21 protein-coding genes are annotated in these 25,761 nt (G+C 61.9%); 8 read left to right on the plus strand and 13 right to left on the minus strand.

The window, feature by feature from the left end; translation table 11 throughout:
- Positions 1–5 precede the first annotated feature (5 nt).
- From HJD22_RS01835 to HJD22_RS01870, 8 genes are all read right to left on the minus strand, one after another.
- Complete coding sequence (locus tag HJD22_RS01835; RefSeq protein ID WP_208655484.1) at positions 6–737, minus strand: ABC transporter ATP-binding protein; 732 nt, start codon at positions 735–737, stop codon at positions 6–8.
- Positions 734–2,506 carry an ATP-binding cassette domain-containing protein gene (locus HJD22_RS01840; RefSeq protein WP_208655485.1) on the minus strand — a complete coding sequence of 591 codons (1,773 nt, stop codon included), beginning with the start codon at positions 2,504–2,506 and terminating at the stop codon, positions 734–736. The genes HJD22_RS01835 and HJD22_RS01840 overlap by 4 nt, the downstream gene beginning before the upstream one ends.
- Positions 2,503–3,378, minus strand: a complete 876-nt coding sequence (locus HJD22_RS01845) for a branched-chain amino acid ABC transporter permease (protein WP_208655486.1) — start codon at positions 3,376–3,378, stop codon at positions 2,503–2,505. Before HJD22_RS01845 ends, HJD22_RS01840 begins: the two co-directional genes overlap by 4 nt.
- Positions 3,379–3,424: 46 nt before the next feature.
- Entirely contained in the window at positions 3,425–4,549 is a 1,125-nt protein-coding gene (locus HJD22_RS01850; protein ID WP_217267802.1) for an ABC transporter substrate-binding protein, read from the minus strand.
- Positions 4,550–4,859: 310 nt separating this feature from the next.
- Positions 4,860–5,822: a LysR family transcriptional regulator gene (locus HJD22_RS01855; protein WP_208655488.1), complete on the minus strand. Its 963-nt coding sequence runs from the start codon at positions 5,820–5,822 to the stop codon at positions 4,860–4,862.
- A gap of 227 nt (positions 5,823–6,049) precedes the next feature.
- A complete protein-coding gene (gene katE / locus HJD22_RS01860; protein WP_208655489.1) occupies positions 6,050–8,200 on the minus strand; it encodes a catalase HPII in 2,151 nt (716 codons plus the stop codon).
- 168 nt (positions 8,201–8,368) lie between these two features.
- Positions 8,369–8,611: a GlsB/YeaQ/YmgE family stress response membrane protein gene (locus tag HJD22_RS01865; protein ID WP_208655490.1), complete on the minus strand. Its 243-nt coding sequence runs from the start codon at positions 8,609–8,611 to the stop codon at positions 8,369–8,371.
- A 48-nt stretch (positions 8,612–8,659) separates the two neighbouring features.
- Positions 8,660–9,208: a DUF924 family protein gene (locus tag HJD22_RS01870; RefSeq protein WP_208655491.1), complete on the minus strand. Its 549-nt coding sequence runs from the start codon at positions 9,206–9,208 to the stop codon at positions 8,660–8,662.
- 97 nt (positions 9,209–9,305) lie between these two features.
- Between HJD22_RS01870 and HJD22_RS01875 the strand changes: the two genes are divergently transcribed.
- The 6 genes from HJD22_RS01875 to HJD22_RS01900 all read left to right on the plus strand — a co-directional run bounded on the left by HJD22_RS01875 (position 9,306) and on the right by HJD22_RS01900 (position 15,029).
- Positions 9,306–9,512: a hypothetical protein gene (locus HJD22_RS01875; RefSeq protein WP_208655492.1), complete on the plus strand. Its 207-nt coding sequence runs from the start codon at positions 9,306–9,308 to the stop codon at positions 9,510–9,512.
- A 281-nt stretch (positions 9,513–9,793) separates the two neighbouring features.
- Positions 9,794–10,810, plus strand: coding sequence for a GlxA family transcriptional regulator (locus HJD22_RS01880; protein ID WP_208655493.1), 1,017 nt, complete (start codon positions 9,794–9,796; stop codon positions 10,808–10,810).
- A gap of 19 nt (positions 10,811–10,829) precedes the next feature.
- Complete coding sequence (locus HJD22_RS01885) at positions 10,830–12,008, plus strand: MFS transporter (RefSeq protein WP_208655494.1); 1,179 nt, start codon at positions 10,830–10,832, stop codon at positions 12,006–12,008.
- Positions 12,009–12,032: 24 nt separating this feature from the next.
- Positions 12,033–13,436 (plus strand): YcjX family protein, encoded by a 1,404-nt coding sequence (locus tag HJD22_RS01890; protein WP_208655495.1) that lies wholly within the window; start codon positions 12,033–12,035, stop codon positions 13,434–13,436.
- Positions 13,433–14,488 carry a YcjF family protein gene (locus tag HJD22_RS01895; protein WP_208655496.1) on the plus strand — a complete coding sequence of 352 codons (1,056 nt, stop codon included), beginning with the start codon at positions 13,433–13,435 and terminating at the stop codon, positions 14,486–14,488. Before HJD22_RS01890 ends, HJD22_RS01895 begins: the two co-directional genes overlap by 4 nt.
- A 100-nt stretch (positions 14,489–14,588) precedes the next feature.
- The gene (locus HJD22_RS01900) at positions 14,589–15,029 is read left to right on the plus strand and encodes a universal stress protein (RefSeq protein ID WP_208655497.1); all 441 of its coding nucleotides are present in this window, start codon (positions 14,589–14,591) and stop codon (positions 15,027–15,029) included.
- Between the two features lie 245 nt (positions 15,030–15,274).
- Here HJD22_RS01900 and HJD22_RS01905 read toward each other — a convergent pair whose 3' ends face one another.
- Entirely contained in the window at positions 15,275–16,075 is an 801-nt protein-coding gene (locus tag HJD22_RS01905) for a Cof-type HAD-IIB family hydrolase (RefSeq protein WP_208655498.1), read from the minus strand.
- Positions 16,076–16,245: 170 nt separating this feature from the next.
- Between HJD22_RS01905 and HJD22_RS01910 the strand changes: the two genes are divergently transcribed.
- Positions 16,246–18,186 (plus strand): exoribonuclease II, encoded by a 1,941-nt coding sequence (locus tag HJD22_RS01910; RefSeq protein ID WP_208655499.1) that lies wholly within the window; start codon positions 16,246–16,248, stop codon positions 18,184–18,186.
- A gap of 379 nt (positions 18,187–18,565) precedes the next feature.
- Entirely contained in the window at positions 18,566–20,422 is a 1,857-nt protein-coding gene (locus tag HJD22_RS01915; protein ID WP_208655500.1) for a cellulose binding domain-containing protein, read from the plus strand.
- A 71-nt stretch (positions 20,423–20,493) separates the two neighbouring features.
- Here the strand turns inward: HJD22_RS01915 and sucD are convergent, their stop codons facing one another.
- The 4 genes from sucD to odhB form a co-directional block, all read right to left on the minus strand.
- Positions 20,494–21,366, minus strand: a complete 873-nt coding sequence (gene sucD / locus HJD22_RS01920; protein WP_208655501.1) for a succinate--CoA ligase subunit alpha — start codon at positions 21,364–21,366, stop codon at positions 20,494–20,496.
- Entirely contained in the window at positions 21,366–22,532 is a 1,167-nt protein-coding gene (gene sucC / locus HJD22_RS01925; RefSeq protein ID WP_208655502.1) for an ADP-forming succinate--CoA ligase subunit beta, read from the minus strand. The genes sucD and sucC overlap by 1 nt, the downstream gene beginning before the upstream one ends.
- A 143-nt stretch (positions 22,533–22,675) precedes the next feature.
- On the minus strand, positions 22,676–24,115 hold the full coding sequence (lpdA, locus tag HJD22_RS01930) for a dihydrolipoyl dehydrogenase (RefSeq protein ID WP_208655503.1): 1,440 nt from the start codon (positions 24,113–24,115) through the stop codon (positions 22,676–22,678).
- A gap of 54 nt (positions 24,116–24,169) precedes the next feature.
- Complete coding sequence (gene odhB / locus HJD22_RS01935) at positions 24,170–25,744, minus strand: 2-oxoglutarate dehydrogenase complex dihydrolipoyllysine-residue succinyltransferase (protein WP_208655504.1); 1,575 nt, start codon at positions 25,742–25,744, stop codon at positions 24,170–24,172.
- Positions 25,745–25,761 lie beyond the last annotated feature (17 nt).

Raw genomic sequence — 25,761 nt, forward strand, 5'->3', positions numbered from 1 at the left:
TTTCCTCAATGGGCTTTCTTGCCTAGAAACGACTCCATCACCTCGGGATCATTGGCGATCTGCGCGCTCGGCCCCGACACGGCGATGCGGCCGTTGGAGACGACATAGGCGTGGTCGGCGATGCTCAGGGCGTAGGAGGCGAGCTGCTCGACGAGCAGAATAGTGAGCCCTTCCCGGTTAAGCTCCGCCAGCACCTCGATCAGTTGGGTGACGATCTTCGGCGCCAGGCCCAGGGAAAGCTCGTCGATGATCAACAGCTCGGGATCGGCCATCAGGCCGCGGGCGATGGCCAGCATCTGCTGCTCACCGCCCGACATGGAGCCCGCCTGCTGGTGTAGCCGCTCCTTGAGGCGCGGGAACAGTTCCAAGGCACGTTCGAAGGCCGCCTGCGTCTTGTCGCTCTTGAGCCCGCCGTGGACGTAGGCGCCGAGGATCAGGTTGTCCTCCACGCTCTGATCGGGAAACAGCAGCCGCCCTTCAGGCACCATCACCAATCCCTGCGCGGCCTTCTTGTTCGCCGACAAGCCGATGGTCTCCTTGCCCTCGAACAGCACCTTGCCGGCGGAGGGCTTCACCAGCCCGGTGGCGCCCTTCACCATCGATGATTTACCGGCGCCGTTGTTGCCGATCACGGCGACGAGTTGGCCTCGCGCCACGCTCAGACTGATGTCGCGCACCGCAATGGCAGCGCCGTAGCGCAGTTCCATGTTGCGAATGTCCAGGAGCGTTTCACTCATTGTCCGCCTCCGAAATAGGCCTCGATCACACGTGGGTCTTCCTGCACGACGGAGGGCGCGGCGCTGGCGATGACCTGGCCGTAATCGAGCACGGTCACGGTATCCGCCACCGCCATGATGAGATCGACGTGGTGCTCGATGAGCAGCACCGTGATGCCGAATTCGGCGATTTTCCGGATCATCTCGCCCAACTCGTCGATCTCCTGGGTGGTCAGCCCCGCCGCCGGTTCATCCAGCAGCAGAATGCGCGGCTCCGAGGCCAGCGCACGGGCGATCTCCAACCGTCGCTGCATGCCAAAGGGCAGAAAGCGTGCCCGCTCGCTGGCATAGGCCGCCAAACCAACGAAATCGAGCAGATCGATGGCCGCCTGCCGCGCCGCGCGCTCCTCTCGGCGCATCCGCGGGGCATGCAGTAGCGCATGGAGGAGGCCGTAGCCGAGGTGGCGCTGACGCCCGACAATGACGTTCTCCAGCACACTCATCTCGCCGAACAGCTCGGTGTTCTGGAAGGTGCGGGCCATGCCGAGATTGGAGAGTTCATGGGAGCCCTTGCCGTCGAGCGCCTCACCGTTCAGCTCAAAGCTGCCGGAGGTGGGGCGATAGAAGCCCGAAATGGTATTGACGAAGGTGGACTTGCCCGCTCCGTTGGGTCCGATGAGAGCGTGAATCTCGCCGGGCTTGACCCGCAGGTTGGCATCGGCAAGCGCCGTCAGGCCACCGAACTTCACCGTCAGCCCCTGGGTCACCAACTCCGCTCGCTGGGCGGGCTTGAGCATCCCCACCCGCTGGCTGATCATCTGCGGATCGGACACCGGCATCGCCTGGCGCTTCTCGGGCAGGTAGCGCTTCATCAAGCTGTCCAGCGAGCCCATGATCCCCTGCGGCAGCACGAACATCACGATCAGCAGCAGCGCGCCGTAGGCGAAGGTCTGCCAGATGGAGAACTGCTGCAGATATTCCGGCAGGTAGGTCAGGATATAGGCACCGATCACTGGCCCGAAGGTGGAGCCCGCGCCGCCGAGGATCACCATCAGCAGGAAGCGGATACTGTCCCCGAAGGTAAAGATGTCCGGCGAAATGTAGGCATTCATGAAGGCGTAGAAGACCCCCGCGATGCCCGCCAGCATCGAGGAGATGACGAAGGCCAGGGTACGCAGGATCGTCACGTTGATACCCAGCGCCCGTGCCGCGATCTCGCTCTGGGCGGAGGCGCGCATGGCGCGTCCGTAGCGCGATGTCATCAGGTTGTGGATCAGCAGCGTTGCAGCAAAGAGCCCCACCGCCAGCACCGCGTAGAAGGCGTAACCGGTGAGCGCGATACCGAATAGATTGGGCTGGGGAATGCCGCTCAGTCCCGTGGTGCCGCCGGTCAGTGCCGACCATTCGATCGCCACGTTCTCGACAATGATGCCGAAGGCAATGGTAATGACCGCCAGGTAGACGCCCCGCACGCGCACAGTCGGATAGGCGAGAACGGCGCCGAACAGTCCCGAGATCAGCGCCGCTGCCACGCTCGCGGTGACGATGTCGAAGCCAAAGCGTATCGCGGTGATACCTCCGGCGTAAGCGCCCAAGGCAAACAGGCCTGCCTGCCCTAGCGACACCAGGCCGGTGAGCCCCACCAGCACGTTGAGCCCCACGGCGATGATGCCGTAGATCAGAAAAAGCATGAAAACGCGTAGTTCGTACTCGTTGGCGGCGTTCATGGGCACGATGATGAGGATCAGCGCGAAGAGCAGGAAGCCGAGGGTGTGAAGATGCCGGGTCATACCTTGAGCACCTCGCGCTTACCGAATAGCCCCTGTGGCGCCATCAGCAGCACCAGGATCATCAGACTGAAGCCGATGATCTCGCGAGCCGCGGTGGAGATGTATCCCTCGACAAAGCGCTCCACGATACCGAAGACCAATCCCACGATGACCACGCCCGGCGCGCTGGTGATGCCGCCGACGATGGCCACCACGAAGCCCTTGAGCCCGAGCAGCACCCCCATGGTGGCCGATGCCTGGACAATGGGCGCGATCAGAATGCCGGCGGCGGCACCCATCAGGCTCGCCAGACCAAAGGAGAAGGCGACGATGGCATTGACGTTGATGCCCATCAACGCCGCCGCGTTCGGGTTGTGCGCCACCGCCTGCATCGCTCTCCCCACCAGGGTATGGCGCTGCATCAGCTTCAGTCCCAGCATGGCGAGCACGGCGATGATAGGGATCATCAACTCCTGCGGATAGATGCCGGCGCCCAAGATACGCATCGCACGCTCTACTCCCGGTGTAGGCAACGGCAGTGAATAGCCATCGGTGCGGATGGTGGCGAGGCTCTCGATCATGACGCCGATGGCGATGGTCGAGAGCATCCAGCCGATGGACCCCGAATGGGAGGCGAAGGGACGCACGGCGATACGCTCGAGTACGACGCCGAACAATGCCCCCGCTGCGATGGCGATCACCGCCGCGAGCCACAGCGGCAAGCCGGCGGCCATCATGAAGATGGTGAGCAACGCGCCGATCATCAGGGTGTCGCCATGAGCGAAATTCACCGCCTTCGCCGACGACCACATGATGTGAAAGCCCAGCGCAACCAGCGCGTAGATGCCGCCTATCGCCAATCCCGACAGGACGTATTGCATGATAGTGGACATGACTTACCTCAAGCGACGTGGAAGCCGCATCGAATGGGGAGACGGCTCAGTCGTCGGTGTCGTAGGGAGAACCTTCGAAGGGAATCAGAATGCCGTCGTGCCAGACGGTGAGCAGATAGTGCTCCGGCAACAGCGCATCCTGACGCTCTTCGTTGCCGGCTTCGAAGGCCGGGCGGTAGTCGGTGACCAACCCTTCGCGCTCCACTTCGTAGAGTGCCTGCTGCACCGCTTCCCATTCGAAGGTGCCGGCAATTTCGATGGCGTCGGCCAGCAGATAGACGCCATCGTAGGCGTTGGCGATACCGGATCCGGCGCGGATTTCACTGGGATCGCCGATTCCATAGTCGGACTGGAGCTTCTCCAGAATGGAAGCACCGAGTTCGCTCTGCTCGCCCATGAAGGAGTAGGTCTGCATCACCCGTACATCGTTGGCCAGCGGGCCGGCCAACTCGCCCAGATTGCCGCTGATGCCCCAGGCGCCGATCACTGTCGAATCGAAGCCTACCCGGTCCATGGAACGCAGTAGCTGGTTGCCCTCGCGGTCCAGTGCCCATACGATCACCACCTCTGCTCCCGCATCGCGTGCGCGGATGGCCTGGGGCGACATGTCCTGGTCGTTCCAGTTGAAGGTCTCGGCGACGGTGAGCTCGAGCTCCGCCTCGGCCATGGCGGCCTCGATGTCGGGCAGCGCGCCGTTGCCCCAGCCGGTGTTCTCGTAGAAGAAGGCGATGCGCCCCTCCGGAGAGACCTTCAGCGCCTCGTCGACCAGGAACTGCGCCACCCACTTGTCCTTGGCCGAGATGCGGAACATGTAATTGGGATCCTGGCCGTTCTCGACGATGGTGGTGTTGGCCGCCCACACGCCCATATAGGGAATGCCAATAGCGTGCACGGGATCGACCTGAGCCAGCGCCGCCGTGGAATGGTAGCCGCCGAGGATGGCGATGCAGTTGTCCGCCAGGGCGATGCGGCGGGTATTGTCCACGGCTCGGGGCGGCGTGCCGGCATCGTCGTACTGAACGAAGCGCAATTCCTGGCCCAGCACACCGCCCTGTTCGTTGATCTCGTCGATGGCGATTTCGGCGCCGATGGCGATGGCTCGGCCGCTGAAGGCCGCCGGGCCGGTGATGGCGGCGGAATTGCCTATACAAGCTTCCCGCTCATTTGCCATCAATGGAGAAGAACTCAGGGCAGCTCCGGTTGACAATGCGGCTATCATAGCCGTGGAGCGAAAGAGCCCAGTTTCATATTTATATTTATTAAACATGATCAATTTCCCATTATTAGAGATGTTGGAAGGGTAGTCTGCAAAGGCAAACCCGAATCAACTCGGAATCTCACCGAAAGGTGATAAAAGATATACGCGCAAGCCTTGGAAACAACAAATACCGATTTCGGATACTGGGTATAGGACTCCCCTATACCCAAAAATTTTATAAAGACTTCATGTATCTATGGTTAAAATACGGGAAGTGGGCACATCACGAGCCCGTGAAGCGAACAGCACTTTTCTGATTGACCGCACTACTTAGTTGAGCTCGCCATTTCCCCGTCTCGACCATACCGGCGATGACGTCCGCCATGGTTTCCGCGACGGCCTGGCTACCGCGTATATTCAAGGTGCGCTTGGAGACGACCACCGAAAGGCGCCAGGAAGGGGTCGGATCGACAATGGGGATGGCGGTCATGGTGCCCTGATCCACCTCCTCCGAGAAGGCGAAGTGCGGCATCACCGACATGTAATCCGACTCGCAGATCATCTTGGCAATGGCGGGCAGACTGTCGCAGTCCAGCGCCTTATAGTGAATGCCATGGCGAATCGCGAGCTGTTCCATGACGATGTTCATGACATTCGGTCGCCCCGGCAGCACGATGGGAAGATCGAACAATTCACGGAACGAAATCGATTCGACAGTGTGTATAGGATTATCCGGACGGACGAAGAGCATGAACTGTTCCACCATCATTTCAGTCCAGGCCACATGCTCATAAGCCTTGTGATTGTATAATAGAGCGACATCCAAGCGTCCCGCTTGAATCAAATCATCGAGATAGCTGGTCATCGCCTCGACGATATGCAGCCTAATATTCGGATAACGATCGGCTAGAGTCCGGAAAAGAGGATGAGAGAGTCCTCGACATGCAGAAGTCGGTATGCCAACCAAGAGTTTACCCGAAGGATTAACCGACTTCTCCCACATGGCATCCTTGGCATTTTCTGCTTCTTGAAGGATCCGATGAGCGCGACCATAGAATTCTTTTCCAAGCTCTGTCAAAGCTACTCCGCGGGGATGCCTGACCAAAAGATCAACTTCCAGCTCTTCTTCCAAATTCTTGATTTGCTGACTAAGAGAAGGCTGCGATATATGTAAAAGCTCCGCCGCGCGTGAAAAGCTTTCGCTATCGGCAACTTGAGTAAAGTACTTCAACTGCTTAAGTTCCATGTCCAGCCTCGTTGGCTTTTCTTTATAATCCAGCGAAAGTTATCATCCTTATATCCACCCCTTTTCCTCCCGCCGTTCTTGTTTTGCGGAAAGTCAATACGCCTTTAGGATATTCCACCCCCGACGGTATGTCACCGCAGCAGAAATTTCCCTGCGAGAGAACAAGACACAAAAACGCCGCCGAGTCTCCCCGACGGCGCGGGCCTTGCTTGGCCGGGATCAGAAGATCAAGCCGGCATGTTGTTGGCCTTGTCGTCACGCGCCCATACGCGATGCTGGCCCATGGCCTCGACCATGGGAGTGAAAATATCCCCCACGGTAGCGCCCAGCACGATTCCCTCCTCCTGGGTGGGAACGCCGGCGGCGTCCAGCAGGGTGCTTCCTTCGGCAAGCGCGACGATTACCTTGAGATGCTTGTAGGCCTCCTGCACGTAGTAGCGCCCCTGGCCGGACTGGGCGAGCGCCTTCACGCTCGCCTCACCCCCCGCAACGATCACCGCATCCACGGTCACCGAGGGCTGGCCGTTGAGCATCGCGTCGGGAGTGACCGGTCGCCCATCCTTGGCCTTGACCGGTGCCATGGTGGGCGCGATCACCATGCCCTGAGCGCCTTCGGTCTCGAGCTTGGCCTTGGTTGCCTCGACCTCGTCGGCATCGACGCCATCGGCGATCAGGATCGCCACCTTGCGATACTTGATGTTACCCGGCAACCGTGCCATCAGGCTCAGGGCGGTAGACTCCTGCTGCGAGCTGTGGCCCAGCTCCTCGGGGGATGCGGGCTTCGATGTCGGCGCCTCGATGCCGTGATTCTCGCCGACCCGTCGCGCCAGTTCGAGATCGATGTTGGGCAGGATCTCCTTGATCACCCGCTCGCGGATCCAAGGCCGCTTTACCTTGGAGAGCTCGAAGGTGTAGGCGGCGATGATGTGCTCCTTCTCCACCTCCGTCTGGCTGTTCCAGAACAGCGTGGCCTGGGAATAGTGATCGCCGAACGATGGGCTGCGTGCACGCACCTTGTGCGCATCGATACGTTCGTAGTGAGATTCGAAGCCGCCATTCTCCGGCGCCGCCGGCGTCTCGCTCGGCCAGCCGCCATCGATCGAGTTGGGCTCGTAGGAGGCCTGGCCCTTGTTGATGGTCTGGCGATGCATGGAATCGCGCTGGTTGTTGTGGAACGGGCAGACCGGCTGATTGATCGGGATTTCGTGAAAGTTCGGTCCGCCCAGGCGCAGCATCTGGGTATCAAGATAGGAGAACAGCCGGCCCTGTAACAACGGGTCATTGGAGAAGTCTATCCCCGGTACGACATGGGCCGGATTGAAGGCGACCTGCTCGGTTTCGGCAAAGAAATTGTCCGGGTTGCGATTGAGCACCATCTTGCCGATCGGCGTGACCGGCACCTGCTCTTCAGGAATGATCTTGGTGGGATCGAGAATGTCGAAGTCGAATGCCTGCTCATCCTCCTCCTCGATCACCTGAATGCCGAACTCGTACTCGAGAAAATCGCCGTTCTCGATGTCCTCCCACATATTGCGGCGATTGAAGTCGGGATCGCGTCCCCACAGCTTCTGCGCCTCGTCCCAGATCAGCGATGCCGTGCCGGCCAACGGCTTCCAGTGGAACTTGACGAAACGCGACTTGCCCTGCTTGTCGATCAGCCGGAACGTGTGGACACCGAAGCCCTCCATGTTGCGATAGTGACGAGGGAAGGCACGGTCCGACATAGTCCAGAGCACCATGTGGGTCGATTCTGGCATCAGTGAGACGAAATCCCAGAAGGTGTCATGGGCCGACTGTCCCTGGGGGATCTCGTTGTGCGGTTCGGGCTTCACCGCATGCACGAAGTCGGGAAACTTGATCGCATCCTGGATGAAGAACACCGGCATGTTATTGGCGACAAGATCCCAGTTGCCCTCGTCGGTGTAGAACTTGGTGGCGAAGCCGCGCACGTCGCGCACGGTATCGTTGGAGCCACGCGCGCCCTGCACGGTGGAGAAGCGCACGAATACCGGCGTCTTCTTGCCCGGGTCCTGAAACAGCCCCGCCTTGGAGTATTGCATAGCGTTCTCGTAGGGCTGGAAATAGCCATGCGCCGCGGAGCCCCGGGCATGCACGATACGCTCGGGAATACGCTCGTTGTCGAAGTGGTTGAGCTTCTCGCGAAAGGCGAAGTCCTCGAGCAGCGTGGGGCCCCGCTCTCCCGCTTTCAACGAGTTGTGGTTATCCGAGATCCGAGTGCCGTGATTGGTGCGCAGGTCATGCCCCTCGGCATCGCTGCGGTACTTTTCGAGATTTCTGGATTTGCTCTGTTCGTCAGTCTTGAAGTCCGTATCGTGCGGCCCGCTGCTGTTGGGGCTGGTATGGGGATTGTTCGCCATGCTCGCACACTCCTTTTTTACAGTCGTACATCCTTTTATAAGCCTAATGAAAGGTAGTTAACCGAACAGCAAGTGCACAAATTAATATAGGTTAATCGATCTGATAGGCATCGATTATAAAAAAACGCCCGGGCGATGCCCGGGCGTTCATAAACAGGATATCTACCGTCAGGTCGACCTTACCTTGGAGATGATCCACAATAGCACTATCGCGCCTACCGTGGCGGTCACCAGCGAGCCGACCATACCCCCAGCCTGCAACCCCAGCAGACGGAACATGAAGCCGCCAAGCACCGCCCCGACGATACCCACACCGATATTGCCAATGACACCAAAGCCCCCGCCACGCATGATGTTTCCGGCAATCCAGCCTGCCAGGCCACCGATGATCAGCCACAGAATCAAACCCATTGCGTTTCTCCTCTTCCTGATGAAAGGTCCACCAGCATGCGCCGCATGCTAGAAGGATGAACCCGGTTCCTGTAAAAACTCACGCTCTTCCGCGGTAGTGTCACGTCCCAGTATGCCATTACGATGGGGATAACGCCCAAAACGCGCAATGATCTCTCGATGCCGCTGCTCGTAATGCAGGTTCTCCTCCAGGCCGGGCTGGTCGAATAGTCTCAGCGCCTCGTCATGAATCAATAACGATTCACTATGCATGTAGGGCATGTAGAGAAACGGCTTCTGAACGATCGATAGATGACGATCGACCTGGTGGGCAACCGCTTCCTGGGAGAGTGCCAGTGCCTGGGCGTCCTGGGCGAAGGCGGCGGGAGTGTCGCGATAGGCATTGCGCGAGAACTGGTCGAGCACCAGGATCTCGGCCAAGCGGCCCCGAGCCGAAAGGCGCCAGCGCCAGAGCTCGCCGCGTGCGGCGGCCACCAGCAGCTCACCGAAACGCGAGCGAATTTCCCGATCCAGCGCATCCTCCTTCACGAACCAGCGTCGCGGCTCGAGTTCATCGAACCAGAAGGAGAGCACCTCCTGTACCTCGGGCAATGGCATTGCAACTCCTCCAGAGACATGCCCCTGCGTGACGATACAGTCACCAGAAGATATTGATATCATGAGGGTAGTCGAAAATCGCACATAAGGAACAAGCATGATCGAGATACTCGCTATGGTTAGCTTCATCGCCCACCTGGTGGGGCTCGTCGTCTGCCTGATAGGGCTGACCACGGCCCGCAACCCGGAGCGCCGCAAGCTGGGCTACTCCCTGGCGGTGCTGGGCTTCCTGATTGCTGCCCTGCCCATGCTGCTGCAGATGTTCGGCGTGATCACTCCCACCCCCGCCTCTCCCCCCAGATAAGCCAGACATCTCTTGTGGCACCCGGTTGCGGCGCCGGCTTGTCAGCGGCACTTATCCCCCATGCGTCAGCCATTGCGCGCGAACGCCCAACCTGCCCGAAGGCGGCGGGGAGCGCGTCTCGACCAGCCCCAGAGGCTGGCGAAGCGCAGTTGGATGCTCTGACTAGGCTGCGAGGCCAATAGAAGTGACGGTCTGAAATGTCCCTATCGGTGGGATATCGGTCGTTGCGGACATAACCCCCCCGGTGGAGACTGGCATCTCGCTCGTCGTGAGAGATCGCCATGTCCCGCACCATCGCCATCCTCGTCTACCCCGATTGCCAGTTGCTCGATGTGAGTGGACCATGGCAGGTGTTCGCCTCGGCCAACGATCTAAGCGGCCGTGAACTCTATCGTCTGCACTTGACTGCCGATACGCCGGGCAGCGTGGCGACCAACGGCGGGCTCCCCTTGCTGGCCGACACCGGCTGGCGAGACATCTCCACCCTTGGCCCGCTGGATACACTGATCGTCGCGGGTGGATGTGGTGTCACGGTGCAGCGTCAGCGCCTTGAGCTTCTAGCGGCACTGCGCGACCAAGCGCGGCGGGTTCAGCGGTTGGGATCGATCTGTACCGGCGCCTTCCTGCTCGCCGAATCGGGCCTGCTGGATGGGTACCAGGCCACGACGCACTGGCGACACTGCAGCCAGCTGGCCAACGAATATCCCAAGATTCGGGTCGTGCCCGACGCCCTGTATATCGAGTCCGGGGGGCGCTTCACCAGTGCCGGGGTCACCGCCGGCATCGATCTCGCCCTCTCCCTGCTCGAGGCCGATCATGGCAGCGCTCTGGCCGGCCAGGTCGCCCGCGAGCTGGTGCTGTTCCTGCGCCGCCCCGGAGGGCAGTCGCAGTTCAGTGAAGTGCTGGCCACCCAGCACCGTGCCAGCGGTGCGCTGCGCCAGTTGCTCGATCGCCTCCACGCCGACCCCAGCGCTCCCCACCGCCTGGAAGAGCTGGCCGACTCGATCGGGGTCACATCGCGCCACCTGTCCCGCCTGTTCCGTCAGCAGCTCGCCACCACACCCGGCGCCTACCTGACCCGCCTGCGCCTGGAGCAGGCCCGCCAGGCATTGGTGGCAAGCGAACGTCCACCGCCGCTGGAGCGTCTCGCCCGCCAATGGCGGCTAGGGAATGCAGAGCAGTTGCGTCGACTGTTCCAGCGCCACTATGGCGTTTCTCCCACGCTCTATTACCAGCGCTTCGGCCCAAGAGGCCAGAGCACCACAACGTCAACTCCCTCTGTTTCACACGATGGATGAACGCGCCCAGGAGACCGCCATGCCCTTCAACGTCATGCTGCTCTCGCTATGCCAGGCCCTGCTGGTCAGCGGCAATATCCTGCTGATCGCGATCTCGCCGCTGATCGGTGCACGCCTCGCTCCCGACCCGATCTGGTCCACCGCGCCGGTCGCCACCCAGTGGCTGGGATTGATGTGCGCCACCATCCCCGCTTCGCTGATCATGGCGCGCCTGGGGCGCAAGCGCGGTTTCCTGCTGGGCAATCTGCTCGGGCTCGCTGGTGTGCTGGTGGCCGCCCAGGCCCTGGTAGTCGAGGCCTTCTCGCTCTTCATGCTGGGCACCTGGCTGATCGGCATCGGCATCGGTTTCGGCCAGCTCTACCGCTTCGCCGCCGTGGAGGCAGCCCCACTGGCGCTGCGTGACCGCGCCATCGGTCTGGTGATGGGGGGCGGCGTGCTGGCGGCCTTCTTCGGCCCGTGGCTGGCCCGTATCAGTCGCGAAGCGGCGGGTACCCCCTTTCTCGGCAGCTTCCTCGGCCTGGGGGCGCTCTACCTGTTGGCCCTGCTGATACTGCTGGCGACTCGGCTGCCGTCACCGGAGAAGACCCATGGCGAAGGCCAGCCACGGCCGCTTGGCGAGATCGTGCGTCAGCCGGTGTTCGTGGTAGCGGTACTCTCGGCGCTGATCGGCTACGGTGTGATGAACCTGGCGATGATCGCCACCCCACTGGCGATGGCCGGTGCCGGCCACCACTTCGACCATGTCGCCACCACGATCCAGTGGCACGTACTGGCGATGTTCCTGCCCTCGTTCGTGACCGGGCACCTCACCGCACGCTTCGGCGCACCGCGCATGATCGCCGCCGGCTGCGTGCTGCTGGCGGCGAGCGGTCTGGCCGCCCAGCTCGAGGCCGGAGTGGCGGGCTTTCACTTCGCCCTGATCCTGCTCGGGCTGGGCTGGAACTTCACCTTCCTGCCGGCCACCGGGTTGCTCACCGAGGCGTATCGGCCGGCAGAGAAGGCCCGCACCCAGGCCGCCAACGAATTCCTGGTGTTTTCCACCGTGGCCATCACCGCGCTGTTGGCCGGTCCACTGGTCAGCCAGCTCGGCTGGGCGCTGCTCAATGCCCTGCTGGTGCCGCTGTCGCTGATTCCCATCGCGCTACTCGGCTGGCAGCGCCTTGCCAGACGCCGCCAAGACCCGCACATTAGTGGCTGAATCTCACGGACGGGGCCGTCACTCATGCGTCAGCCACTGGCTCGCGAATTTACCAACCTGCTCGAGCGCGGCCGTGACCGCCAGCTACGCCTGGCGGTCACCGGCCTGTCGCGCGCCGGTAAGACGGCCTTTCTCACCTCGCTGGTTCACCAGCTGCGTCATGCCGGCCTGGAGGCGCGCCTCGACCTGCTGCCAGCCGCTCGCGAAGGGCGCCTGCTCGGCGCCCAGCGTATCAGTCAGCAGGACCTCGACGTGCCGCGCTTCCCCTACGATCAGGCCATGACTGCCCTGGACGATACACCGCCACGCTGGCCCGAACCCACCCGCGGGATCAGCGAGTTGCGTCTGAAGATCCGCTATCGCCCCGCTCGGGGGGGGCTGCTGAAACGCGATGTCGCCCACCTCACCCTTGATCTGTTCGACTACCCCGGCGAGTGGTTGCTCGATCTTCCCCTGATGGCGCACGACTTCCTGAGCTGGAGCGAAACGCAGACCCGGGAGCTTGCAGGGCCCCGACACAGCGAGCGCCAGGCGCTGTTTCGCGACTGGCTGGCGGCCGTCGACGGTCTCGATCCCGCCGCGCAGGCCGACGAAGCACAGCTTGCCGCCATTGCCGAGCACTACGCCAGGGGGCTGCGCAGCGCTCGCGAAGCGGGCTTCGCCAATCTCCAGCCAGGGCGCTTCCTGTTGCCCGGCGATCTCGACGGCGCCCCGGTGCTGCAGTTCTTCCCCCTGCCGGGCATCACCAGCGACGATCGCAAGCACCTCGAGAAACTGCCCGAGCAGAGCCTCTACCGCACCCTGGTCAAGCGCTTCACCCATTATCAGCAGCATATCGTCAAGCCCTTCTACCGCGACCATTTCCGGCGCTTCGATCGTCAGATCGTGCTGGTCGACGTACTTGGCGCGCTGAATGCCGGGCCCGAGCGCTTCGAGGATCTCTCCCGGGCCCTGGGTACGCTGATGCAGAGCTTCAACTACGGCAAGCGCAGCCTGCTGACTCGGCTGTTCGCCCCGCGCATCGACCGGCTGGCGATTGCCGCCACCAAGGCCGACCACGTCACTCCCGAACAGCACCCTAACCTGGTTGGTCTGCTCGAGGCGCTGCTCGCCGAGCCGTTGACCGAGCTGCGTTTCGCCGATGTGCCGGTACGCGCCCTGTCGCTTGCCTCGATACGCTCCACCCGCGCCCAACAGGTCGAGCATCAGGGCAAGCGCACGGCGGCCCTGCGCGGCACCCTGCTGGATGAGAGCGAGGTGTTGATATTCCCTGGAGAAGTGCCGGCGACGCTGCCCGACGCCGACTTCTGGCACCGCCAGGGGTTCGACTTCCGGCCCTTCCGCCCCATGCCGCGAGGCACCGCGGCACTGCCGCATATCCGCATGGACGCGGCCCTGGAGTGGCTGATCGGAGACAAGCTGCAATGAACGAGCGACGCAACGACCCGCTGCCGGGGCAACACTTCAGCCTTGACGAAAGCGGCACTATCCCCGAAAGCGAGCGGCGCGACCCGCGTCCGGGACTCGCCTTCGACACCACGGCAGCGACACACCCGCTTGAGGAGGAGGAGCGCCTCGACCACCCCGCCGAGGCGGCCGTCGTCGCCAGCCTGGCCAGGCCGCGCAAGCGCCGCTGGGGACTGCTGACCCTGCTCGCCGGCTCCCTCGGCCTGGGCGCCCTGGAGGCCGGCGGTACGCTCTATGCCGCAAGCCTCGGGGGCGACTGGCTGAGTGGCGCCTGGAGCGTGTTGATCTTGCTGGCCTTGGCTCTTGGTGCGCGGGCATTGGGCCGGGAGCTGTGGCGTCTCAAGCGGCTGCGCCGCCATGGCCGGCTACGCCAGCGCCTGGAGGGTCTTGATGAGGCGACACCCGCCAAGGCGCTCGAGCTTGCCGAGGCGCTGCGCGATCAGCTCAAGCTGGATCGCGACCACCCCCACTGGCAAGGCTTCCTGAGCGCCCATGAATCGCATCACGATGGTCGCGAGACACGTCAGCTGCTGGCCCATCATCTGCTCGTCCCGCGCGACCGCGAGGCGCGCCGGCTGGTATCGCGGATGTCCGGTGACACCGCGATCCTGGTCGCGATCAGCCCGTTGACGCTTGTCGACATGGCGCTGGTGGCGTGGCGCAACCTGGCCCTGATCGACCGGTTGGCACGCCTCTACGGGCTCGAGCTCGGCTATGCCAGCCGGCTGCGGCTGTTTCGCGCCGTGCTCTATAACATGGCCTTTGCCGGCGCCAGCGAGATGGCCAGCGAAGCGAGCATGGAGCTGCTCTCGATGAACCTCGCCGGCAGGCTCTCGGCTCGCGCCGGCCAAGGCATGGGGGTCGGACTGCTGAGTGCGCGGCTGGGTCTGCGCACGCTGCGCCTAACCCGCCCGCTGCCCTTCGATGAGCGCGAGGCGCCGCGTATCAGCGACCTGCGCCGCGAGCTATGGAATCGCCTGCGCCGCCTCGAGCAGGAGGAGCCCAAGCGCTAGATGCGCCTTCTTCTATCCATTACGTCATTCTTGATTTCGATCAAGGCACGGCGATAGCCTTCTACTAGGCTGAAAGTGACTACAATTATGGAGGTACGCCATGTTCGATTCCGTTCTGATTGCCGTCGATGGATCTGAAAATGCCAAGAAGGCGCTGAGCGTTGCCTGCAAGCTGGTAAGAGGCGAGCAGAGCAAGCTGCATATCCTGCATATTCCGGAAGCACTGACCCATGAGACCACCCTGGTATGGGGCATCGGCGCCGTGCCCATGGAGTCCACCCAAGAGGTACTGGAGGAGGCAGGCCGAGAGGTGATCGTACGTGCCACTGACGCCGCCCGTGAAATGGGTGCGCAGCAGATCGAGACGCATCTGGCCCGTGGCGAGCCTGCACGCACCATCCTGCGCCAGGCCGAACTGCTCGGTGTCGACGCCATTGTGATGGGTAGCCGCGGGCTGGGCGACTTGGGCGGTTTCATCTTGGGCAGCGTCTCGCACAAGGTATCGCATAGCGCCAAGTGCACCGTGATCACGGTACGCTGAGAGGGTCCTCCAGCTGCGTCTCGCCAATTGGCGTTCGGCGTGGCAGTGGTAGAAAAATGAGCCTATGTGCATCAGGTCGAACTGGGGCCTGTAGTGGGGGCGGAGCTCCTCGACGCGCTCATAGAGGACCAGCACCGCTCGGGCCACGTCGCCGAAGGCCACCAGACGGGCCTGCTCCGGCTCGCCGGCCGATGCCCGGGTGCGGCGCAGCACCGTCTTGATGCGTGCCAGCAAGGTCTATACATTCACGTCAGGGAGAAATACTCCCGCAGCTGACGGGCCACGGCCATCTCGTCATGATGTCCGATACGCTGGGCGCTCGGCACCCGGTGGGGGAGCTCGGGGTGGGCATTGGCCATCATGAAGGCGTTGCCGGCGAGATTGAGCATCTCGGTATCATTGAGATTGTCGCCGAATGCCAGGCACTGCGCTGGCGACAATTGAAGTGTATCGAGCAGTTGCTGCAACGCCGCGCCCTTGTTCACTCCACCGGCCATGATCTCCAGTGAATCGGGCAGCGAATAGGTGATATGCAACCGTTCCCCGTGGCGCGTGCGCAGCTGGCTTTCGATGCCGGCCAGCAGGTCGGGGTCGCCAATATAGAGCACCTTGCCGATACCGCTGCCATCCAGCGCATCGAGGTCCGCGACCCGGTAGCTGAAGCCGGTATGCGCATGCAACTCGAGCAGGCGTGGATCGGGGGCGTCGATCAGCCACTCGTCGTCACAGTAGAGATTCAGCCGCACTGATGCCGGCCGCTCGAGGCCGATCAACGCCTTGACCAGAGGCGCCGGCACGTGACTGGCCGACATCAGCTTGCCTTGGGAATCATGCAGGTAGGCTCCATTGGTACTGATGATGTGGGCACTGGTGCCAAGCCGCTCGCGAATCGCCGCAATATCGTGAAAGTGCCGGCCCGAGGCCAGCGCCAGAGGGTGGCCGCATGCCGCGAGGCACTGGAAGGTCTCGATGGTCAGCACGTCAAGATCGTGATCGGCGTTGAGCAGGGTACGGTCGAGGTCGGTAACTATCAGTGGCGGAGTCATGCATCTTCCCGGTGGTGGTCACGTCCTGCTCAAGACTACCGCATCACGGGGATAAGCGGACACCCGGCACTCGATGAAAGGCCGAAAGGAGGTGTATTGGTCAGCGTGATTGGCGCCGCCGCCGTGAATCCGTATAGTGGCTTCTATCCCCCGCCATGCAAAAGTGTCCGATGCTGCAGAATAATTCGCTGCTTGCTCAACTCAAGCAACAGATCCGTGAAAGTACGCCGCGTGTCGAAGGCGTTATCAAGGCCACCGACAAAGGTTTCGGCTTTCTGGAAACCGACAGCGGTGACTCCTATTTCGTACCACCTCCCGCCATGAAGCTGGTGCTGCATGGTGACCGTGTCGAAGCGATCATCAAGGAGGACGGCGACAAAAAGTCGGTGGAGCCCGAGAAATTGCTGGAGATCGGCCTGCAGCGCTTCATTGCTCGCGTTCAGAAACGCGAGGGGCGCCTGGCCGTCGTGCCCGACCACCCGTCGGTGAAGAACGTGCTCAAGGCACGCATCAAGAACAGTCTCGACGAAGCGAGCATCGGCGATGGCGACTGGGTGGTGGCGCGTCTGGTGCGTCACCCGCTCAAGCCTGACGACCGCGCCTTCTTCACCCAGATCGACGAACTGGTGGCCAAGACCGACGACCCTGCCGTACCGTGGCGCGTGACGCTGGCCCGGCATGCGTTAGAGCAAGCCTCTCCCGTGGCCGGCGACGACTGGCCGCTGCGTGATGAGGGACTCGAGCGCAGCGACCTGCGCGATGAGCCGCTTTTTACCATCGACAGCGAAAAGACCCGCGACATGGATGATGCCCTGCGCATCGAACCGCGTGCCGAGGGTGGCTGGCGCCTGACCGTGGCGATCGCCGACCCCACGGCCTATGTCGACGAGAACCACGCTGCTGACCTGGAGGCGCGCACCCGCGCCTTCACTGTCTACCTGCCTGGCCAGAACGTGACCATGCTGCCGGAGATGCTCGCTGACGATCTCTGTTCGCTCTGGGAGGGCAAGGATCGTCCGGTGCTGGCCTGTGCCCTCGAGGTGAACGCCGACGGCAGCCTGGGGGAATACCGTTTCTTCGCCGCCATTGCCCGTTCGCATGCCAAGCTTGCCTATGACACTGTCTCCGACTGGCTGGAAGGCCAGGGCGACTGGTCACCGGCGGAGGCGATCGGCGAGCAGCTGAAGGCGCTGCGCGACCTGACCGAGGCCCGCAGCGCCTGGCGTGCCGAGCATGCCCTGGTCTTCAAGGATCGCCCCGATTACGTCTTCGACCTCGACGAGGCGGGCAACGTGCTGGACATCCGCACCGAAGAGCGACGCATCGCCAATCGCATGATCGAGGAGTCGATGATCGCGGCCAACGCCTGTTGCGCCGATCTGCTCGCCGATAAGGTCGGTCATGGCATCTTCAACGTGCACCGCGCCTTCGAACCGGAAAAGGCTGAATCCGCCCACGAGTTCCTGGCCAGCCAGCAGGTCGAGGTGGAGCGCGAGGCGCTGCTCGAGCTGCCCCGCTACCGTGAGCTCAAGCGCGCCCTGGAGAGCCGGGACGATGCCTGGCTGGACGCGCGTCTGCGCCGTTTCCAGGGTTTTACCAGCATGTCGGCACTGCCAGGCCCGCATTTCGGGCTGGGGCTTTCCGCCTACGCCACCTGGACCTCGCCGATCCGCAAGTATGGAGACATGGTCAACCACCGCCTGATCAAGCGCGTGCTCAAGGGCGAGCAGGCACCCGCCGAGGCGAGCCAGGCGCTCACCGAACAGCTCACCGAGCGCCGCCGCCTGAACCGCATGGCCGAGCGCGACGTCAAGGATTGGCTCTATGTGCGCTATCTCGCCGAAGCCGCCAGGCAGCAGCAGGAGTTCGAGGCCGAGATCGTTGCCATCAACCGCGGCGGCATGCGTGTGCGCCTGAATGTCAACGGCGCCACGGCCTTCGTCCCCGCTCCGCTGATGCACAGCGACCGCGACAAGGTGGTGATCGACGACAAGGAGGGACGTGTGCAGATCGAAGGTGTGGAGCGCTTCAAGCTCGGCGACGTGATCCGCGTGGCCCTCACTGAAGCCCGCGAGGAGACCCGCTCGCTGGTGGCCCGTCCGGCCGTTTAGCGGCCTTACCAAAATAATTGAAGCAATTGCGCCCTGGCCTGCTAAGGCCAGGGCGCACTCCGTTGTGAACGCTATTTTTGACGCCTCGAGAGAAGTCAGTGATCCTTTTCTCACCATTTCGGTATCAAAAAGTAACTTATGTTATTAACCTGGATTGATAAATTTTCTTCCGATCTAGTTATCTAAATAAAAATTAGTCATATCAAATAAATAGAAAATAGTCGATTCGCTTCGATATCGAGGGAGGCATAATTGTGTATCCAACGCTCCCAGCCTTGGATTAACCACCCTATACCCAAGCGATATCAATCGGTAGCATGCGCACCCAATGGACCCGTATCATCGCAATGATAATCAATATGAAACTCAGGAGTAGGGAATGTCTGTTATCAAGGCCGGCAATTCGACGACGGCGTCAGAACTTCAGGAATTGATCGATATGGCGCCCAAGGGCGCCACTATCGAACTGAGTGAAGGCAACCACATACTTGATGAGAGCCTTGTCATCAGCCGTTCCGATATCTCCCTGGTGGGAGCTGGCTCGGATGAGACAACCCTTACGTTCAGCCAGCAAGCGCTCGATGCCGACGATCATTACGGCCTGCTGGTGGATGGCACCCTTGATGACGAAACGATAGGGAGGCTGAACGCCTCCTTGGATGTCGGGGATAAAACAATGTCGCTGGATTCAGCGCATGATCTTGAAGCCGGCGATACCGTACGCATCTGGCAGGATAACGACGAAGCGTTCTTCTCGCTGATCGGCGATACCTCCTGGCGCAAGCAGCAGCATGCCGAGCTGCGCACCAGCATGGCAAAGGTAGAGTCGGTCAATGGCAGCACCATTACCCTCGACCGCGGCGTACACTTCGATTTTGACGGCGGCAAGACTCAGCTCCAGCGACTCGATAGTGCCAACAATGTCTCGTTGCAGGGTTTCAGTATCGGTTTCGAACTGGGCACCCCCGATGATGCGCTCTTTCGCAATACCGAGGGCGGGCTGACGGGGTACCAGGCCGTGACGCTCGACGGCACCGTCGATGCCCAGCTATCCGATATCACAGTCGAGCATGGCCCCTCCACCGCGTTTCACTTCTCACGTACGCTGGATGCCGAAGTGGAGGGCCTCAGGGCGAATGGCGCTTTCAACAAGGGTGCCGGTGGCAATGGCTACGCCTATGAGTTGAGAGAGAGCTATGACAGCACCTTTACCGGCCTCGAGGATAGCGGCATGCGCCATGGGCTGGTATTCGCATCCTGGCGCTCCTCGGTGGACAATGATGTCAAGGTGGCGTTTACCGATCGCGACATCAATTTCCATGGTGGCCGCGATCAGGGCAACCAGGTCAGGGTGGAGCAGTCGCTACGTGATCCGCAAGCCGATGGACTCTCCACCACCGTATGGACCAACGAGGAGGGGGAAGGCTTTGGTGCTCCCACCGATGCCGATGCCAACGAGGTTCGCTTTGACTATGTCATCGGCTCGCGCCGAGATGATGAAATCGTTGGCACCGATGACGGCGTTTATCTCAATGGCGGCCTCGGCCACGACATACTGATCGGCGGCGATGGTAACGATATCCTGCAGAGCGGGCCAGGCGACGATTGGCATGACGGCAGGGATCTGCTCATCGGCGGCATGGGCACCGACACGGCACTCTATGCTCAGGATTACGATCAGTACAGTGTCTCCTTCCAGGGCGACAAGGTAAGGATCAAAGATCAGAAAGGCAGTGACGATACCCTGGAGGAGATGCAGTATGCCGCGTTCGCCGACGGCACGCTTTTGCATATTGCCTCACGCAGCCTGCTTCTCGACGATCCCATGACAAAGCCCTCCCCTGAAGAAGTGCTCGATAGCGATGGCCTGCTGCCAAGAATCATCGACGACTCGACAGCATTGGTCGCCACCGGCAATACCATGGTCAGCTGGAATGGCGGCTACGTAGCCGAAATCTTTATCGAAAATGTCACCAACGAGCTCATCGAGGACATCGAGATCGATTTTGATCTTCCTGTCGATATCGATAATGTCTGGAATGGTGAGATGAGCGAAAAGGAAGGCGCCTACCGAGTCGATGGCGATCGCTCGCTGGACCCTGGCGAAGCCTGGCGGTTTGCCTTCAGGGCCTATGGCGATGATGACGCCTTACCGGACGCGATCAAGGCGGCGCAGGGAGTGGAAGTTCAAGTGCTCGGCATGGACGCCCCTCGTTATGATGACGCCATTGCCTGAGAGGCCAGCCCGACAGGCCCGCACGAAAAAAGGGCGCCCAAGGGCGCCCTTCTCGTCGACCGACAGCAGACTTACCAGCCGGTGACTTCCTTGAGTGCATCGCCGATCTGGGCGAGCGAACGCACCGTCTTGACACCGGCCGCTTCCAGGGCGGCGAATTTCTCGTCCGCGGTGCCCTTGCCACCGGCAATGATCGCACCGGCATGGCCCATGCGCTTGCCCGGAGGTGCCGTGACACCGGCGATGTAGGAGACCACCGGCTTGGAGACGTTGGCCTTGATGTAGGCAGCGGCTTCTTCCTCGGCGGTGCCGCCGATCTCGCCGATCATCACGATCGCCTCGGTCTGCGGATCCTTCTCGAACATCGCCAGAATGTCGATGAAGTTGGAGCCCGGGATCGGGTCGCCGCCGATACCTACGCAGGTGGACTGGCCAAAGCCGTGATCGGTAGTCTGCTTGACCGCTTCATAGGTCAAGGTGCCTGAGCGCGACACGATACCGACCTTGCCCGGCTTGTGGATGTGGCCCGGCATGATACCGATCTTGCACTCACCTGGGGTGATCACACCGGGGCAGTTCGGCCCGATCAGACGCACGCCCAGCTCGTCGCACTTGACTTTGGCTTCGAGCATGTCCAGCGTCGCGATACCTTCGGTGATGCACACGATCAGCTTGATGCCGGCATTCGCGGCTTCGAGGATCGAGTCCTTGCAGAACGGGGCCGGTACGTAGATCACGCTGGCCTCGGCACCGGTCTTCTCCACCGCTTCGCGCACGGTATTGAATACCGGCAAGCCCAGATGCTCCTGGCCACCCTTGCCCGGGGTCACGCCGCCGACCATCTGGGTACCGTAGGCGATCGCCTGCTCGGAGTGGAAGGTGCCCTGGCCGCCAGTGAAGCCCTGGCAGATGACCTTGGTGCTCTTGTCGATCAGGATACTCATTACTTGCCCTCCGCCGCTTTGACGACCTGCTGTGCCGCGTCAGTCAGGCTGGTAGCAGCGATGATGTTCAAACCACTGGAGGCCAGCTTCTCGGCGCCCAGTTCGGCGTTGTTACCTTCGAGGCGTACCACGACCGGCACATTGACGCCTACTTGCTCGACGGCACCGATGATGCCCTCGGCGATCATGTCACAGCGCACGATACCGCCGAAGATGTTGACCAGTACGGCCTTGACGTTGTCGTCGGAGAGGATGATCTTGAACGCTTCGGCTACGCGCTCCTTGGTGGCGCCACCGCCGACGTCAAGGAAGTTGGCCGGCTTGCCGCCGTTCAGGTTGACGATATCCATGGTGCCCATGGCCAGACCGGCGCCATTGACCATGCAGCCGATGTTGCCATCGAGAGCCACGTAGTTGAGCTCCCACTTGGCGGCGTCAGCTTCACGCTCGTCCTCCTGGGAGGGATCGCGCATCGCCTGCAGGTCGGGGTGACGGTACAGCGCGTTGCTGTCCAGCCCCAGCTTGGCGTCGAGGCAGTGCAGGTTGCCTTCGCCAGTGATGACCAGCGGGTTGATCTCGAGCAGTGCCAGGTCCTTCTCATGGAACAGCTTGGAGAGCCCCAGGAAGATCTTGGTGAACTGCTTGATCTGGTCGCCTTCTAGGCCCAGCTTGAAGGCCAGCTCGCGCGCCTGGTACGGCTGTGCGCCGACCAGCGGATCGATCTCGGCCTTGAGGATCTTCTCGGGAGTCTCCTCGGCGACCGTCTCGATTTCCACGCCACCCTCGGTGGAAGCCATGAACACCACGCGGCGCGTCTGGCGGTCGACGACTGCACCCAGATAGAGTTCATTGGCGATATCGGTGCAGGTCTCGACCAAGATCTTGGCGACCGGCTGGCCATGCTCGTCTGTCTGGAAGGTGACCAGGTTCTTGCCCAGCCACTGCTCGGCGAAGGCCTTGGCCTCCTCCGGACTCTTGATCAGCTTGACGCCGCCTGCCTTGCCGCGGCCACCGGCGTGAACCTGGGCCTTGACGACCCACATATCACCGCCGATCTTCTTGCAGGCTTCGGCAGCCTCTTCGGGGGTGTCAACGGCGAAGCCCTTGGACACCGGCAGACCATAATCGGCAAACAGTTGCTTGCCTTGATACTCGTGAAGGTTCATCGATTCATGCCATTGGTTGCATGTGACTCGAACGATGACCGCGGACGCCCACAGATGGAGCGAGTATCCCGGTCACCCCCGTTTGCCTCCGGTACATAGCCGGAAGCAAGGCGCCGCCCAAGGCGGCGCTTGTTGTCCAGAACTTACTTGCGCTTTTTGCGATTGGCCATGTGAATGGCGTGGCCATCCACCGCCAGGGCCGCTTCGTGCACGGCTTCCGAGGTGCTCGGGTGGGCATAGCAGGTCAGTGCCAGGTCTTCGGCACTGGAGCCGAACTCCATGGCGATCACGCCCTGGGCGATCAGCTCACCGGCATGCTGGCTGACGATATGCATGCCCAGGATGCGATCGGTCTCGGCGTCGGCGATGATCTTGGCCATCCCTTCCGGGGCGTTGTTGGCCAAGGCGCGGCCGTTGGCCGAGAAGGGGAAGCTGCCCGTCTTGATTTCGATACCGGCGGCCTTGGCGTCCTGCTCGGTCATGCCGACCCAGGCGACTTCAGGCGAAGTGTAGATGACGCTGGGGATGGCATCGTAGTTCATCTCGGCCTTGTGACCGGCAATGATGTCGGCGACCATCACGCCCTCTTCCGAGGCCTTGTGGGCGAGCATCGGGCCGCGCACGCAGTCGCCGATGGCATAGATGCCCGGTACGCTGGTGCGGCACTGGTCATCGACAAAGATGAAACCGCGCTCGTCGAGCTTGACGCCGGCATCGTCACCAACCACGCCTTGGGTATAGGGGCGACGGCCGACACACACGATCAGCTTGTCGAAGGTCTGCTCCTGCTCACCCTTGGCATCAGTGTACTTGACCACGACCTCGTTGCCCTTGACTTCGGAGCCAGTGACGCGCGCGCCCAGCTTGATGTCCAGCCCTTGCTTCTGCAGCAGCTTCTGGGTCTCCTTGGCGATGGCCGTATCGACCATTGGCAGGAAGGCGTCCATCGCCTCGAGCACGGTGACCTCTGCACCCAGACGGCTCCATACGCTGCCCAGCTCCAGGCCAATGACGCCGGCACCGATCACGCCCAGTCGCTTGGGCACTTCAGTGAACTCCAGGGCACCCGTGGAGCTGACGATGATGTCGTCGGTCAGCGGCGTTGGCGGAATCTCGACCGGCACGGAGCCGGCGGCGATGACGATGTTGTCGGCGTCATAAGCCGCCTTCTCGCCATCGTGGCCGGTGACTTCGACCTGCTTGCTGGAGAGCACCTTGCCGGTACCCTCCAGAGCGGTGACGCCATTGGCCTTGAACAGGGCGCTGATACCGCCGGTGTTCTTGGCAATGACCTGGTTCTTGAATTCGAGCATCTTGGGCACGTCGGCAGTCACCTCACCGACATTGATACCCACCTCGGCGAAATGGTCGCGCGCCTCGACGAACTTGTGCGAGGACTCGAGCAGCGCCTTGGAAGGGATACAACCCACATTCAGACAGGTGCCGCCGTGTACCGTCTTGCCTTCCTTGTTGACCCACTTCTCGACACAGGCGGTCTTGAGTCCCAGCTGGGCTGCCCGGATCGCGGCAACGTAGCCGCCAGGGCCTGCACCGATGACGATCACATCAAATTTATCGGCCATGAATTCGTTTCCTGTTTCGTCGGTTCGCTGAAAAACGGTGGCAGTCGCGTGACGTTACACGTCCAGCAGCAGGCGTGCCGGATCCTCGAGCAGTTCCTTGATGGTGACCAGGAACTGCACCGCGTCCTTGCCATCGATCATGCGGTGGTCATAGGAGAGTGCGAGATACATCATCGGACGAATCTCGACCTTGCCGTTCACCGCCATGGGACGCTCCTGGATCTTGTGCATGCCCAGGATCGCCGTCTGCGGCGGATTGATGATCGGCGTCGACATCAGTGAACCGAAGATGCCGCCGTTGGTGATGGTGAAGGTGCCGCCCTGCATCTCGTCGATGCCAAGCTTGCCGTCGCGGGCACGCTTGCCGAAGTCGACGATGGTCTTCTCGACATCGGCGATCTTCATGCTGTCGGTATCGCGCAGCACCGGCACCACCAGACCACGCGGCGTGGAAACGGCAACACCGATATCCTGGTAGCCATGGTAGACGATGTCGCTACCGTCGATGGAAGCGTTGACGTCAGGGAAACGCTTGAGCGCCTCGGAAGAGGCCTTGACGAAGAAGCCCATGAAGCCGAGCTTGGTGTCGTGCGCCTTGAGGAAGGTATCCTTGTACTGCGCGCGCAGGCCCATCACCGCGCCCATGTCCACCTCGTTGTAGGTGGTGAGCATGGCAGCGGTCTGCTGAGCCTGGACCAGACGCTTGGCGATGGTCTGGCGCAGGCGGCTCATCGGCACCCGCTTCTCAGGACGTTCGCCCTCGAATGCCGGGACGGCAGCCGCCGACTTCTGCGGCGCTGCCGCCTGAGCCGTCTTCTTGGCATTGCCTGCCTGCACGGCACGCTGGACGTCCTCCTTGAGGATACGTCCGCCCTTGCCGGTACCTTCGATCTTGTTCACGTCGAGATCGTGCTCGGCGACCAGCTTGCGTGCCGCCGGCGCCAGAATCTTGTCGCCGACCTTGGTGTCGCCCTCTGCGCTTGCGGCATTGGCTTCGCTCTCGTCGTCACGCGACTCGGCGGAAGCACCAGCGTCGGCGCCACCCTCGCCACCGGCACCTTCGACGAAGATCGCCAGGATCGCTTCGGACTCGACCTGCGAGCCCTCTTCGGCCTTGATCTCCTTGAGTGTGCCATCGACCGGTGCCACGACTTCCAGCACGACCTTGTCGGTCTCGATGTCGGCCAGCACTTCGTCACGCTTGACCGCTTCGCCGACCTTCTTGTGCCAGGTCGCCACGGTGCCTTCCTGGATCGACTCGGGGAAGGAAGGTGCCTTGACGTCATGACTCTTGCCACCGCCCGCCGACGTGGCGGCCTTGGGCGCAGGTTCGGCGGCCTTCTCGGTCTTGGCATCGGCATCGGCGCCGGACTCGGGCTTGGCCAACTCACTAGCCTCTCCGATCACCCCAAGCAGCTGCTCGGACTGAACGGTCTCGCCCTCTTCGGCCTTGATCTCACTCAGAACGCCTGCCTCGGGTGCCACTACCTCAAGCACGACCTTGTCGGTCTCGATTTCGACGATCAGTTCGTCACGCTCAACGCTGTCACCCGGCCTCTTGTGCCATGCGGCCACGCTGCCCTCGGCAACGGATTCCGGAAAGGTTGGCGCTTTGATCTCGGTAGCCATTTCGGTTCCTTATGTGT

Origin of the sequence: Halomonas sp. TA22 (genome assembly GCF_013009075.1) — a bacterium.
Lineage (GTDB): Bacteria > Pseudomonadota > Gammaproteobacteria > Pseudomonadales > Halomonadaceae > TA22.